The sequence below is a fragment of the Xinfangfangia pollutisoli genome (assembly GCF_020179405.1).
In the GTDB taxonomy this organism is placed as follows: Bacteria; Pseudomonadota; Alphaproteobacteria; order Rhodobacterales; family Rhodobacteraceae; genus Pseudogemmobacter; species Pseudogemmobacter pollutisoli.
Genome location: NZ_JAICBZ010000009.1, coordinates 1 through 13855, shown reverse-complemented (window position 1 = coordinate 13855; position 13855 = coordinate 1). Strand labels below are relative to the sequence as shown.

The window sequence follows — 13855 nt, the reverse complement described above, 5'->3', positions numbered from 1 at the left end:
ATGCTGCGCTTCGTTCTTGGCCGCATCCTGTCGGCGATCCCCACGCTGCTGATCGTCAGCGTGACCGTGTTCTTCCTGATCCGGCTGGTGCCGGGCGATCCGGCGGCGCTGCTGCTGGGCGACCATGGCGACGCGGCGGCGCTGGCCGAGTTGCGCGCGCAGCTGGGCCTTGACCAATCGGTCCTGACCCAGTTCCGCATCTGGTTCTTCAAGGTCCTGTCGGGGGATTTCGGCACCTCGATCTGGGTCGGCGAGCCGGTGCTGCCGCTGATCATCCAGAAATTCCTGGTCAGCGTGCAGGTCGTCATTCCGGCGGTGATCCTGGCGACCCTGATCGCGGTGCCGGCCGGCATCCTGGCGGCGGCGCGGCAGAACAGCGTCGTGGACGTGGGGCTGATCTCGGTCGCGACCCTGCTTCTGTCCATCCCGACCTTCTGGCTTGGCCTGCTGTTCCTTCTGGTCTTCGGCCTGCATCTGGGCTGGTTGCCGGTCGTGGGCTATGTCTCGGTCCGCACCGATTTCGTGGGCGGGCTGCTGTATCTGATCCTGCCCATCCTGACGCTTCTGCTGCACGAGATCGGCACGATCATCCGCATGTCGCGGGCCTCGACCCTTGAAGTGCTTCGGCTGGACTACATCACCCATGCACGCGCCAAGGGCCTGTCGGAAGGCGCGATCCTGTGGCGCCACACGTTCAAGAATGCCTTCGGCCCGACGCTGACCCTGCTGGGGCTGATCCTGGGCAATCTCCTGAGCGGCATTGCGGTGATCGAGACGGTGTTCACCATACCCGGGCTGGGCCGTCTGATGGTCGATGCGATCTATGCCCGCGACTACCCCGTCATCCAGGGCTGCATGCTGTTCATCGCCTTCATCTACATCCTGGTGAACCTGTTCATCGACCTTCTCTATTCCTTCTTTGATCCCAAGGTGATGACTCAATGAGGCGCTTTGCCCCCAATGCGCTGATCGGCGGGGTGCTGATTGGTCTGCTGTTCGGCGTCGCCGCGCTCCAGACATTCTGGATGCCGCATGATCCGCTGAAACTTAACTTCGCGGCCCGCCTGCAGGCGCCTTCCGCCGAATTCCTGCTGGGCACCGACGAATTCGGCCGCGACATTGTCAGCCGGCTGATGATGGGCGCCTCGACCAGCGTGTCGATCGCGCTGATGACGGTGGGCCTTGCCGTCCTGCTGGGCACCACGATCGGCCTTGTCAGCGGCTACAACCGCGGCCTCGTCGACCGCATCATCATGACCTTCAACGATGCGCTTCTGGCCTTTCCAGGCATGCTGCTGGCGCTTGGCCTGCTTAGCGTGTTCGGCGCCAATCAATACGGCATCATCGTCGCCCTTGGCCTGGCCTATACACCGTCGGTGGCGCGCGTGATCCGCGGTGCGGTGATGTCGCTGCGCGAGCGCGAATTCATCCGTGCCTCGCGCACCATGAGCAACAGCGAGATCTACACCATGATGCGCCATGTGCTGCCCAATTGCCTGGCGCCGCTGATCGTGCTTGCCACTTCGATGTTCGGCTGGACGCTGTTGTCGGAAAGCGCGCTGTCCTTCCTGGGCCTGGGCGTGCCCCCGCCGGCCCCGACCTGGGGCAACATGCTGGCGGCCGGCCGGCCCTTCATCGAGCAGGCCTCGTGGCTTGCGATCTTCCCGGGTCTTTGCATCTCGTTGACGCTGCTGGGAATCAACCTGCTGGGCGATGCGCTTCGCGACCGGCTTGATCCTCAGATGCGGGGAGCCGTCTGATGTCGCTCCTTGAAATCCGCAATCTGACGCTGGAAGTCGCCCGCACCCATTCGGTCATCGTCAACGACGTGTCGTTGCGCGTCGAACCCGGAGAGATCGTGGCCATTGTCGGCGAATCCGGCTCTGGCAAGACCCAGGTGGCCCGCGCGGTCATGGACCTGACCCACAAGGCCATCCGCCGCCGCGCCGGTGAAAGCCTGTTCAAGGGCCGGGACATCTTCGCCCTGCCCGACCGCGAGAAGCGCAAGATCCGCGGCAGCGAGATCGGCATGGTGTTCCAGGAACCCATGACCAGCCTCAACCCGTCGCTGACCATCGGCCGGCAATTGCTGGAAGGGCTGGAGCTGCATCGCAAGATGTCGCAGGAAGAGCGGCTTGCGAAGGTCGCCACCATGCTGCGCCGCGTCGGCATCCAGGATGTCGCGCATGCGATGCGCGCCTATCCGCATGAATTCTCGGGCGGCATGCGCCAGCGGATCATGCTGGCCTCGGTCATGCTGCTGGAGCCCGCGCTTCTGATCGCCGACGAGCCGACGACGGCGCTTGACGCGGTGGTCCAGCGCGACGTGATGGAGCTGATGGTCGAACTGACCCGCAGCGCCAATACCGCGGTGCTGCTGATCAGCCACGACCTGCCCATGGTCGCCCATTACGCCGACCGCATTCTGGTGATGCGCTCTGGCGAACTGGTCGAGCAAGGCCCCGCCCGCGACATCCTGGCCCGGCCGCAGCACGACTATACGCGCAAGCTGCTTGCCGCGATCCCCTGGCGCGGCCCGGCCCGTGCGGTGGACCGGACCACGACGCCGGTCATCGCCGTGGAAGGCCTGGTCGTCGACTATGGCGGACAGCAAAGGCTGTTCCGCCGCAGCCAGCCCAAGCGCGCGCTGAAGGGCGTCGATATCGCGGTGCAACCCAACGAGGTTGTGGCGGTGGTCGGCGGATCGGGCTCGGGCAAGACGACGCTTGGCAATGTGATTGCGGGGCTGGTCCCGGCCACATCCGGCCGCCTTCTCTATGACGGCAAGCCGGTGATCCGCGGCGCGCCGGGCTATGCCGAATGGCGGACCAACAGCCAGATGGTGTTTCAGGACCCCTATTCCTCGCTGGATCCGCGCATGAAGATCGCCGCGCTGGTGGCCGAGCCCCTGCGCCACGAGCCGGGTCTTTCCCGCCCGCAGAAGCGCGATCGTGTGGCGGCGATCCTGGACGAGGTGGGCCTGGGGACGGCCTTCCTGGACCGTTTCCCGCATGAATTGTCGGGCGGGCAGCGTCAGCGCGTCGCGATTGCCCGTGCCCTGATCCGCAATCCCCGCTTCCTGATCGCCGATGAACCCGTCTCGGCGCTGGATGTGACGGTGCGCGCCCAGGTGCTGGATCTTTTCGCCCAGCTTCAGAAGCGGCACGGCTTTTCCTGCCTGTTCATCAGCCACGACCTTGGCGTGGTGGAACAGGTGGCGGACCGGGTCATCGTCATGCAGCACGGCGAAATCGTCGAGCAGGGCAGCCGCGACGAGGTCTTCGACCGGCCCCAGCACGCCTACACCCGCAAATTGCTGTCGGCGATCCCGGCCCTGGTGCTGGCCTCTGGCGGGGGGATCGAGATGCGCACGCGCGATGTCGGCGGTCACTAGCCGACCCAAGAAATCCGCCGGGGCCCGCCCCGGCAGACCGCGAAACCAGAACAAAGGGCCGCAGGCCAAGGAGGTTTGAATGAAACATCTGCTGATGGCCGGGGTGGCCAGTCTGGCGCTGATCGGCGCCGCAGAGGCACAGACGACGCTGAACGTGTCGCTGAATGCCGATCTGCGCACCAATGATCCGGGCGTGAACCGCGACGGCAATTCCGATGGCGTGCTGATGCACATCCTGGAAGGCCTGGTCGGGGCCCGCAATGACATGTCGATTGCGCCGATGCTGGCCGAACGTGTCGAGGTTTCCGACGACTTCACCCGGTTCACCTTCACCCTGCGGGACGGCCTGAAATTCCACAATGGCGCGCCGGTCACCTCGGCCGAATTCCTGTGGAGCTGGAAGCGCTATATGGACCCGGCCACGCAATGGTCCTGCCGGACCGATTTCGACGGATCGCGCGTCGTCAATGTGACCTCGGTCGAAACGCCCGATCCCAAGACCGTGGTGATGACGATCGACGCGCCCTCGCCGGTCTTCCTGGCGCTGCTGGCGCGGCCCGAATGTGGCCAGACGGCGATCATGCATCCCGACAGCGTCGGCGCCGATGGCACGTTCCAGTTCCCGATCGGCACGGGTCCGTTCAAATGGCAGGAATGGCGCAAGGGCGAATATTTCCAGCTTGAAGCCTTCACCGACTATGTGTCGCCGCCGAATGACGGCACCTCGGACGGTCTTGTCGGCAACAAGGACCCGAAGGTCGATTTCCTGCGCTACATGGTGGTGCCCGATGGCGCGACGGTGATTGCCGGCATCCGTACCGGGGCGATCCATTTCGGCTCGATCTCGGCCGAACAGATCGACGAATTCCGCGATCACCCGACGCTGCAACTGCTGAGCGTGCCGACGGGCGGGCATAACATCCTGTATTTCCAGACGCGCAACGCGCCCATGGACAATGTCGAAATCCGCCGCGCCATCGCCGAAGCCATCGACCTGGACCAACTGGTCGCCATGGCCTCGAACGGGACCGGCACGCCGAACATGTCGCTGATCCCGGTCGGCTCGTCCTGGTATTCGGACGTGCAGGCGCAGCGCCCGGCCTACAATCCGGAAAGCGCGCGCGCCCGCCTTCAGGCCGCGGGCTACAAGGGCGAGCCCATCACCATCAAGGCCAACCGCCGCAGCAACGTGCCCAGCTATGCCGCCGCCATCGCGGCGCAGGCCATGCTGCAGGCCGTCGGCATCAATGCCCAGATCGAGGTGCTGGACTTCGCCATTCAGACCGACCAGCGCCGCGAAGGCGTGGGCCAGATTTCCTCGGTCTCGGTCACCCCGCGCTTCGATCCGTCCTTCACCTATACGTTCTTCATCGGGGACAAGGACAAGGATCCGAGCAGGATGTGGGAAGACCCGCGCGCCATCGAATTGATGGACCGCTCCTACACCGAGACCGACCCGGCCAAACGGCAGGAGATCTTCGATGAGATGCACAAGCTGATGATGGAAGAGATGCCCTCGGTCTTCATCTACAACATGGTCTACAACTGGCTGGCCCCCAAATCGATGACCGGCATGCCGGTCTGGGAAAGCTATCCGCGGCTGTGGAACGTCTCGCTGGACTAAGACCCGGCCGCTGATCCTGCTCGCGCCGACCGACTGCGGCGGCGCGAGTACCTCTTCAAGATACTCATGGGTTTCCAATGTCTGAGAAGCAAAACGCGACCGCGCTGGTGGCCGCGACGGCCGAACGGCTGCGCGACGATTTCATCCAGGTCAGCGACGAGATCTGGGCGCATGCCGAACTGCGTTTCATCGAACATCGCTCGGCAGCGGCGCAGATTGCGGTGCTCGAGAAACACGGCTTCAAGGTCCGCCGCCATCTTGCAGGCATCGAGACCGCTTTCGTCGCCGAAAAGGGCGAGTCGGGCCCGGTCATCGCCTTTCTGGGCGAATTCGATGCCCTGGCGGCGATGAGCCAGGAAGCGGGCGCGCTTGAACCGAAGCCGCTCAAGGCCGGCGCGACCGGGCATGGCTGCGGCCACAATCTTCTGGGCGCGGGCTCGATGCTGGCCGCGACCACGCTTGCGGATGTCGCCCGCGAAACCAACGTTCCGGTGCGGGTGCGCTACTATGGCTGCCCCGGCGAAGAGGGTGGCTCGGGCAAGGCCTTCATGGTCCGCGAGGGGCTTTTCGACGATGTCGACGTTGCCTTCACCTGGCATCCGGCCCCGATCACCGGGGCGCGTTCGAATGAAAATCTTGCGGTCACCGGGATCTACTACAAATTCCGCGGCCGCTCGGCCCATGCCAGCCACTCGGCCCATCTTGGCCGCAGCGCGGTGGATGCCATGGCGCTTCTGCATGTCGGCACCAACTTCCTGCGCGAACATGTCGGCCCCGATGTGCGCATGCATTATGCCATCACCAATGGCGGCGGCAGCTCGCCCAATGTCGTGCAGGCGGCCGCCGAGACGCTGTATTACGTGCGCGCGCCGGATCTGGCCGAAGCGCTGGAGGTTGCCGAACGGCTGCATGACGTGGCCCGCGGCGCGGCGCTGATGACCGGAACCGAGGTCGAGATCACGGTCGAGCGCGGCTCGTCCAATCTGATCCCCAACCCGGTGATGGAAAGCGTTCTGCACAACAAGCTGATGGAGCTGGGGCCGATCCCGTTCGACGAGGCCGATCAGGCCTATGCCCGGGAATTGCAGAAGACCTTCCCGCCCAATGCCATCGACGCCTGCATCAAGCTGTACCACTTCACCGACGATGCGGTGCACAATCGCGTCGACCGGGACACGCCGCTGCACACGGGCGTGCGCCGGTACGAAGGCGGGCCGCATTTCCGCGCCGGCTCGACGGATGTCGGCGATGTCAGCTGGGTGACTCCCACGGCGCAATGCTGGACCGCGACCTGGGCCCTGGGCACGCCGGGCCATTCCTGGCAGGTCGTCGCCCAAGGCAAAAGCCCGGCGGCCCACAAGGCGATGGTTCATGCCGCCAAGACCATGGCAGCCGGCGCGGCCGAGTTGCTGATGAACCCCGCGCAGATGGAGGCCGCCAAGGCCGAATGGCGGCGCCGGCGCGGCGGCAGGCCCTATATTTCGCCGATCCCCGAGAACGTGACGCCGCAGCCGCCGCACGAAGTTGCCTGATCGGCCGCAGGTAAACTAGAATGGGGCGCCGCACCCCCTGTCGGTGCCCCATCCCCCGGAACCAGCCTTGATCAATCTGAAGGAAAACATCTCGACCCGCGACCTGATGGCCTTCGTGGCCCTGGTGCGGACGGGATCTTTCACCGGGGCCGCGGGGCAGCTGAACATCACCCAATCGGCGGTCAGCAAGCGCATCGCCGAGCTTGAACACAGGCTGGGCGTGCGGCTGCTGGACCGCTCGACCCGCCGGCTGGAACTGACCGCCGAGGGCCGCGCCTTCGCGACCTCTGCCAGCGCCATGTTGCAGCAATTCGAGCAGTCCCTGGGCCAGCTGCGCAACCTTGCCCAGGGAACGCGCGGCGAATTGCGCATCTGTTCGGCCTCGAACATGTCGACGCAGATCGTGGCGCCGGTGGTGGGCGGCTTCATCCAGGCCAATCCCAGCATCCATTTCTCGCTTTACGATTGCCAGACCCGCAAGCAGATGGTCGAGCATATCGCCAATGGAACAAGCGATGTCGGCCTGATCGGCGGATTGCCCGACCAGAACCACGAATTGCCGGCCGAACTGGCCGTGACCGAGATTGCGGTGGTGCGGGAATCGATGATCGTCTGCTTTCCCCATGGCCATCCGCTGGAGCAATATGGCCGCGTCACCTGGGAGCAGATCGCGCAATATCCGCGCATCGGTCTGCGCAGCAAGTTCGGCGTCGGCCACATCACCGGGGTGATCGAGAAGCTCGGCCATCTTGATGACCGCCACGTCCTGAGCGTGACGATGATCAACACGGCGGTGGCGCTGGCCAGCGCCGGTGTCGGCGTTGCGATCTTCCCGGGCTATGTCGTGCGCGGCGGGCGCACGAATGTCGGCTGGCGCGCGATTGACGGCACGGAACACGACTATATCTTCAGCTACATCCATCTGCGCGGCAAAAGCATGAGCGGCGCCGCCCGCGTCTTTGGCGAGCATCTCTGCCGGTTTCTGTCGAAGACCCCGGAAGAGAGCTGAGCGTGACCTGCGGGGCAATGGCCTGCCCCTTTCGGGGAAAGCCTGCGCAAGGCGGCCTTCCCAATCTGGCTAGTCGAGGACAGTGAAACCGCCTTTGCTATGCCACTTTACAAGGTCAGTATCCTTGGGCGGTTTCATGTCATAATATTGGAACTCGGAACCCTTATACCATCTGTATTGCGCCCTCGTGAAACGCAACATGATAAAGTTTTCCTGCATTTGGGTTTGAATTTCTTTGATGTTGCGGTTCGCCGCGAACACCCCGGCGATAAGTTCGGCGATATTATACTTCCCGTACCCAGCTAAGCGGCAATGATATCCGCCAAGGCAAGCGCGGCCTCATAGGACGCGGCCTTGCCGAAGATCGTTATCCCGCTTCTGTCCGGCAAGTCTGACGCCTCGAAGACGAAGTAACCCTCGTACCCCATGTGCGCAGCGCCACAATCTTCAATTGTGTGCTTTGCCAGACTCGCGATATGCAGGTTGCGTCCATTCCCAATTGATTTTGTCGCGAGGAAGTCATCCATGCCTAACCCTCCCAGAATTTCAGCAAATGACCTTGCCCTGTTTATGGTCTCGTCCACCACCGCCCAGTTGGGGATCGTGAAGCGGGCCAAGACCCCGATCATCCCGCCCATCATCCGATACAAGGACGCCAGGCCGGCGATCACGACCTATCTTACCGATCCTGCTAAGAAACTGAATCCCCTCGTTACTGCCGAGCAAATGTTCCAGCAGCGGGTTGCCGATATGTCGGAAAGCACCCTACGCAGAGACGACGCGGCGAAGTCCATCGAGGTGTTGCATGCAATCCAGGGCATGCAGAACCAGCTTTCGACCTACAACTTCGGCCCTGCACCGTCCAAGCAAGGGAAGCTGGTTCTGGCCGGGGTGGAGGTGTCGGTATATGCGGACATGCTGGTATACGCCAAGGACAGTATCGGCGCTGCTCTGCTTCGCATGACGCAGGACGATGCGTCGACCGAAGCGGCAATCGAGAAGCGCAAGCAGATGGGGCTGTACGTCGCGACGATGGTCAGGCTGCACGTCGATCAGAACATTCCTACAGACCTCAAGCCAGCGAACAAGCTCTGCATGTCCATCGACGTGCAGCACGGGGAGGTTTTCATCGCGCCAAACTCCAACACCCGGCGCGTGAACGATCTTACCGCTGCTTGTCAGATGATTGCGGCTCTGTGGCCGGGGGCGTAGCTTCCGGCTTCTTCTTCAGGTCCAGCTTACGCATGATCCGGTCAAGCGCATCGTCGGACTCGTCCGCGCCGACTTCGCGGGCGGCTTCACGGAAACGATCTTGCTGCGATTTGTCAGACATCAGCGAGTTTGAACCCGTGAACGGTGACTTCATTGTCATCGTAAGAATACAGAATCCAAATGTCTCGCAAGCCTATTGCTTCGTCACCTTTCGACACAAGAAGTAGAAACTTCGCTTTTTCAACGGCGCTTGGGTGATCCAGCATTCGTCTTAGAATATGATAGGATTGCGCGCTACGATCGGCGTGACGGGTGCAGCGGCTCGGGGGGCCGAAGGGTCTCTGCCCCGGTCAGCGTCGACCGGAAAGCCGCGCGGGCGGCTCCGGGACGAACCCAGTCTGAAACCTGATCAAGATCAGGTAGATCTAATGCGTCCCGGAGTTTCTCGCCAAAAGCGGCGGTGCTGTTGTCAAGACGCTGCTCGATCTCAACGGAACGACGTTTCAACTGGAACTTCAGCGTCACGCTGTACGCATGCAGCCCGCGCTGTCCGACAGGTACATCTTGGAACTTCTGAGGGGATTTAAGTGGTGCCCAGAGCCGGAATCGAACCAGCGACACGCGGATTTTCAAGCCGTCCACCGGCGCGGGAAATCAACCGGTTGCGCGGCGTTTTCCTGTCAAACCCCCTACGGGAAATCAAGCACTTAAGGGGCGATTGTCAAACCGGTTTTCGGGCGATCCGGGGCAAAGAAAAACCGTCGAGGGGGCGGCCACCCACCTCGACGGCACATTCGAAGTCACAGTCCTGACAGGATACCAAAGCGCGGACTCCGGCGCAATCACCGGGGGCCTGCATGTCTGACATTCTGCCTTTCTGCCAGGTCAAGCTGCAGTACCTTCTCGACCTCGTCCTCGACCAGTCGCTGGACGACAACGCCTTCCGCGTCGCCGCCTATCTGGCGCTGACCCATGCCGACCATGACACCGGCGAATGCCATCCGTCGTTTGAGACGATCGGCACGGCGCTTGGGCGGCACGCGAAATCGGTGAAGCGCGCCCTGAACAAGCCCGAGATGGCGCGTCACCTGACGGTCGTGCGCGGCACCAATCGCGGCAATGCCTCGCGCTATCGCCCCACCGAAGATGCCCTGCGGCGCGCCACGCAGCGGCGGCGGGAGGGGGACAAGATCGTCCCCCTTTCACGGGCGAAAGGGGGACAATCCTGTCCGCCCGAGGGGGCATATCTGTCCGGAAAAGGGGGACAGGAACGCCCCCCGAACAGAGAAAAGGAACTTAAACCAAGAACGGCCGCTGCCGCGCCGGATTTGCCCGGGAAAGGGCAATCCGACACAGCCCCGGCCCAGAACGCCCCGCCATCGGCGCTGGTCTTCGTGCCGCAGGGCATCTGCTTTGCCCGCGACTGGAATGACCGACTGGCGCAGGAGGGGCTGGCCACACTCGATCGAAGTCTGCCCTTGGCTGTGAACGGCCCCCATCGCGGCTTCTGGGTTCCAGCCCGAAGCCCCGCCCCAAGGGGAAGCCCGGAATGGCGGGAGCAGGTGCGACAGCTGCGCTGTCTTGCCGGGAAGGAAGCCGGGCAGATGGAGCAGCGTCATGCGGGATGAGCAGGGAGCAAGGCGACCCGTGTCATACGCTGGCGCTGCTGACACGGGGCCTTGCGAGGGGTGGCAAGCCTCCCCTTCGAACCCCACCGGCGCGGGCGCTGCCCGCGAAAAGCCGGCACTGACGGACACCTTCGTGTTCCGCTGCACGGCGGCCGAGAAGGCCGAGCTTCGGCAAAAGGCCGAAGCAGCGGGCGTCCCGGTGGCGACCCTCCTGCGCGAGGCCCTTGGCCGCACAGATGCCCGCCGCCGCAAGCCCGCCCCGCGTGTCGATCCGGCGCTTGTGCTGGCCGTCGGGCGCATCGGCGGCAACCTCAACCAGATCGCCCGTTGGCTGAACCGCGCCCATGCCGCTGGCCTCGCCCCCACGATCGACGCAGTCGAAGTCGCGCGCCGCCTTCTGTCCGTCGAGCGTCAGCTTGCCCAGCTCCTCGCCCAGGGCCGCGAATGCTGATCAAGTTCTTCCCCAACGGCCAGGGGCGCGGCTCCGACCCCGTCGGCTACCTGATCGCCGATCAGGTGCTGGCCTACGACGCCAACCGCGACCTGATCCGCGATGAGGCTGGCCTGCCAACGCACACGATCCGCGACCCGCGCCCCGAAGTCCTGCGGGGCAGCCCCGACCGGACCGAGGCGCTGATCGATGCCAGCCTCCATGCCTGGACCTACCGCGCCGGCGTCATCAGCTTCGCTTCCGACGACGCCCCGACCGAGGCGCAGCAGGCCGAGGTCATGGACGGCTTCGAAAAGCTCGCCTTCGCGGGCCTCGACCCCGAGCAGTTCGACATCCTCTGGGTCCGCCACAGCCACGAGGGCCGCGTCGAGCTGCACTTCTGCACCCCGCGCCTCGATCTGTCCTCTGGCCGCAGCCTGAACATCGCCCCGCCCGGTTATCAGACCGCCTTCGACTCCTTTCGCGACCTAATGAACCAGGCACACGGCTGGGCGGACCCGATGGACGCCCACCGCGCCCAGGAGGTGCAGCCCACCCTTGAAACCCCACAGCGTGCCAAGACCCGCGAGGAGGTCCAGAGCTGGATCCTCGACGAGATTTCTGTCGGCACCATAACCGACCGCGCCAGCATGGTCGCGCTGATGACCGATGTTGGCTTCACCGTCCCGCGTGCTGGCAAGGAATACGTCACCGTCCAGGACCCCAACACGGGCGAACGCTGGCGACTGAAAGGAGACATCTTCCATGACGACTGGAAAGCCGACCCCGCGGCTCAGCGAGAGGCTGAACGCGGATCTGGAAGCCCTGCGGCACGAGAACGCCGCCTTGATGGCATCCCAGCTGCAGAGCTTCAGGGGCGATTTGACAGCCATTGCGACGCACGCGCGCGATACAATCGAGGCCGATACCCGCATGTTTCTGCACGCGACCTCGGGCACGATGCAGAGCTTTCAGAACCGGATCACGCGCTGGCTGACCTTGGCGCCGGTGATCCTACTGGCGACCGCAACCGCCGCGATCACGGCGCTGCTCGTGCTGAGCTGGTTCTGGAGCGCGATGCTGTCGAAGTCGGAGCTGACGCGCCTTGGCCTGCAGCGGATCGACCAGGGCGGGACGACCTACCTTCTGACCGACCCGGAACGGGCGAGTATTCAGACATGCGCGATCAGCGATCAGGGATCGGTGTTGTGCATTCAGATAAAGGAGAAATGAATGCAGACACCCCTGACAGCGCTGGAGCGCGAATTGCTTGGCTACGTCGAACGGTTGTCGACAGCCTCCGAAACCTCAGCGCAGGCCTTGCGCGCCTTGGAAGCACGCTCGACCAACCGGATGGGGCTGAGGATGGATGGCTTGGCCGACTGCGTCTCGCTGCTCATTCAGTCGCAGATCGAGTCCATGACGGCCTTGCGTGGTTTGCTGAGCGAAGCCGCGAACTTGGGGGCGATCGACAGGCAGCTGAGCGAGAGCTTGAAGCAAGCGAAGGCCGCCGAAGAACGGCTGAGGCGGCGCTGAGAGAACGGGACTGGGGGCATGAGCTGTAGCGGGGGCAGGAAACGGAACTTGAAACGGAACTTCCAGCGGAACAGATCGGGCCATGCCTGCGATCTGGCTGCAGATTTTTTCCCTATTTTATTGACGTTAAGTGCGCTAAGCTCCTCGCCGAGCCTGGAACACGAACCGGAACTCTAACAGGGCCGCCGGGCCTTGCATCTAGGAGCAGCATGTCGACCGATACTGTAGCAGACAAGGGCGAAGCGATCACCATCGTCGAGCCGCTGATCCCCGAGGAAGCGTCAAAGTATAGGCCCCCGCTGAACGATCTCGCCGTCGAACTGGCCAGCCAGTCGTCAGCGCTGCGATCATCCATGCCCGAAGGCATCCGCGCGCCGCTTGCCGACCTCGTCCGGTCGATGAACTGCTACTATTCGAACCTGATCGAGGGTCACAACACCCACCCGATCGACATCGAGCGTGCCCTGAACAAGGATTTCAGCGCCGATGCCGAGAAACGGAACCTGCAGCTTGAGGCCGTCGCTCACATCGAGGTGCAGCGTTGGATCGACAAGGGCGGCCTGACCGACCACCCGCTTGCGCCCGAAAGCCTGCGGGAAATCCACCGTCGTTTCTGCCAGAACCTGCCCCCGAAACTACTCGTCGTGCACAAACCAAACGGCACCGAGATCCCGATTGTCCCCGGCGAATTCCGAACGGACTTTGTCCAGGTCGGCAAGCATGTCGCCCCCAGCCCCGGCGCCGTGCCGCGCCTTCTGGCGCACATGCGCAAGATGTACGGGCTGCAGGGCCGAAGCGGCGCGATCATCGCCACAGCCTGCGCCCACCATCGCCTTGTCTGGGTCCACCCCTTCATCGACCTGAACGGCCGCGTCTCGCGCATGGTCGCCCACGCAATGCTGCGCGACACCGTCGGCTCCGATGGCCTCTGGTCCGCCGCGCGGGGCCTTGCTCGCCGGGACACCGAATACAAGCAACGTCTCATGGCCGCTGACGAACCGCGCCACGGCGGCGCTGACGGCCGAGGCAACCTCTCTGAACAGCGCCTCGCCGAATTCGCGACCTTCTTCCTTGAAGCCTGCATCGATCAGGTCCGCTTTATGGAATCCTTGATGCAACCGCAACGCCTGCGCGAGCGGATCATGACCTGGTGCAAAGGCGAGATGGCCAAGGGGACGCTGACCAAGGGCGCAGATATCGTCATGCGCGAGGCGCTGATGTCTGGCGAGGTCGAACGCGGGGCGCTGCCCAGCCTTCTCGGCGTCAGCGATCGTCAGACGCGAAAGGTCACGGCGGAACTGCTGGCGGCAGGGGCGCTGAAGTCGGACACTCAACGGGCGCCTTTGCGGATGAGCTTTCCGGCTAGGCTGGCGAGCGACTGGATGCCGGGGCTCTTCCCGGAACAGTTGACTTGGTAATCCTCCCCGTTTTAACGGGGTGCAGCAGTAGACTTCAGGCAGCCATCTTCAGTTTCTGGGCGGGTGTGATGC

Annotated in this window: 13 protein-coding genes; 11 read left to right on the top strand and 2 right to left on the bottom strand. The window is 63.8% G+C overall.

Features of this window, described 5'->3' with window-relative positions:
- From K1Y73_RS05285 to K1Y73_RS05260, 6 genes are all read left to right on the top strand, one after another.
- Window positions 1-945 (top strand): ABC transporter permease, encoded by a 945-nt coding sequence (locus tag K1Y73_RS05285; protein ID WP_225026995.1) that lies wholly within the window; start codon window positions 1-3, stop codon window positions 943-945.
- Window positions 942-1760, top strand: coding sequence for an ABC transporter permease (locus K1Y73_RS05280; protein WP_225026994.1), 819 nt, complete (start codon window positions 942-944; stop codon window positions 1758-1760). Before K1Y73_RS05285 ends, K1Y73_RS05280 begins: the two co-directional genes overlap by 4 nt.
- Window positions 1760-3394, top strand: coding sequence for a dipeptide ABC transporter ATP-binding protein (locus K1Y73_RS05275; protein ID WP_225026993.1), 1635 nt, complete (start codon window positions 1760-1762; stop codon window positions 3392-3394). The genes K1Y73_RS05280 and K1Y73_RS05275 overlap by 1 nt, the downstream gene beginning before the upstream one ends.
- Window positions 3395-3473: 79 nt before the next feature.
- Window positions 3474-5018, top strand: coding sequence for an ABC transporter substrate-binding protein (locus K1Y73_RS05270; protein ID WP_225026991.1), 1545 nt, complete (start codon window positions 3474-3476; stop codon window positions 5016-5018).
- 77 nt (window positions 5019-5095) lie between these two features.
- Entirely contained in the window at window positions 5096-6550 is a 1455-nt protein-coding gene (locus K1Y73_RS05265; RefSeq protein WP_225026989.1) for an amidohydrolase, read from the top strand.
- A gap of 67 nt (window positions 6551-6617) precedes the next feature.
- The gene (locus K1Y73_RS05260; protein WP_225026988.1) at window positions 6618-7559 is read left to right on the top strand and encodes a LysR family transcriptional regulator; all 942 of its coding nucleotides are present in this window, start codon (window positions 6618-6620) and stop codon (window positions 7557-7559) included.
- 302 nt (window positions 7560-7861) lie between these two features.
- Here the strand turns inward: K1Y73_RS05260 and K1Y73_RS05255 are convergent, their stop codons facing one another.
- Window positions 7862-8086 carry a hypothetical protein gene (locus K1Y73_RS05255; protein WP_225026987.1) on the bottom strand — a complete coding sequence of 75 codons (225 nt, stop codon included), beginning with the start codon at window positions 8084-8086 and terminating at the stop codon, window positions 7862-7864.
- Between K1Y73_RS05255 and K1Y73_RS05250 the strand changes: the two genes are divergently transcribed.
- On the top strand, window positions 8085-8771 hold the full coding sequence (locus K1Y73_RS05250; protein ID WP_225026986.1) for a hypothetical protein: 687 nt from the start codon (window positions 8085-8087) through the stop codon (window positions 8769-8771). The genes K1Y73_RS05255 and K1Y73_RS05250 overlap by 2 nt on opposite strands.
- Window positions 8772-9065: 294 nt before the next feature.
- On the opposite strand, the gene K1Y73_RS05245 is transcribed toward K1Y73_RS05250, so the two are convergent.
- Window positions 9066-9404, bottom strand: a complete 339-nt coding sequence (locus K1Y73_RS05245) for a hypothetical protein (protein ID WP_225026984.1) — start codon at window positions 9402-9404, stop codon at window positions 9066-9068.
- Between the two features lie 224 nt (window positions 9405-9628).
- Between K1Y73_RS05245 and K1Y73_RS05240 the strand changes: the two genes are divergently transcribed.
- The 4 genes from K1Y73_RS05240 (at window position 9629) to K1Y73_RS05225 (ending at window position 13783) form a co-directional block, all read left to right on the top strand.
- The gene (locus K1Y73_RS05240; RefSeq protein ID WP_225026983.1) at window positions 9629-10399 is read left to right on the top strand and encodes a helix-turn-helix domain-containing protein; all 771 of its coding nucleotides are present in this window, start codon (window positions 9629-9631) and stop codon (window positions 10397-10399) included.
- A gap of 133 nt (window positions 10400-10532) precedes the next feature.
- Entirely contained in the window at window positions 10533-10850 is a 318-nt protein-coding gene (locus K1Y73_RS05235; protein ID WP_225026982.1) for a plasmid mobilization protein, read from the top strand.
- Window positions 10844-12394: a relaxase family protein gene (locus K1Y73_RS05230; protein WP_225026981.1), complete on the top strand. Its 1551-nt coding sequence runs from the start codon at window positions 10844-10846 to the stop codon at window positions 12392-12394. The genes K1Y73_RS05235 and K1Y73_RS05230 overlap by 7 nt, the downstream gene beginning before the upstream one ends.
- A gap of 180 nt (window positions 12395-12574) precedes the next feature.
- Window positions 12575-13783: a Fic family protein gene (locus tag K1Y73_RS05225; RefSeq protein WP_225026980.1), complete on the top strand. Its 1209-nt coding sequence runs from the start codon at window positions 12575-12577 to the stop codon at window positions 13781-13783.
- The last annotated feature ends 72 nt before the right edge of the window (window positions 13784-13855 follow it).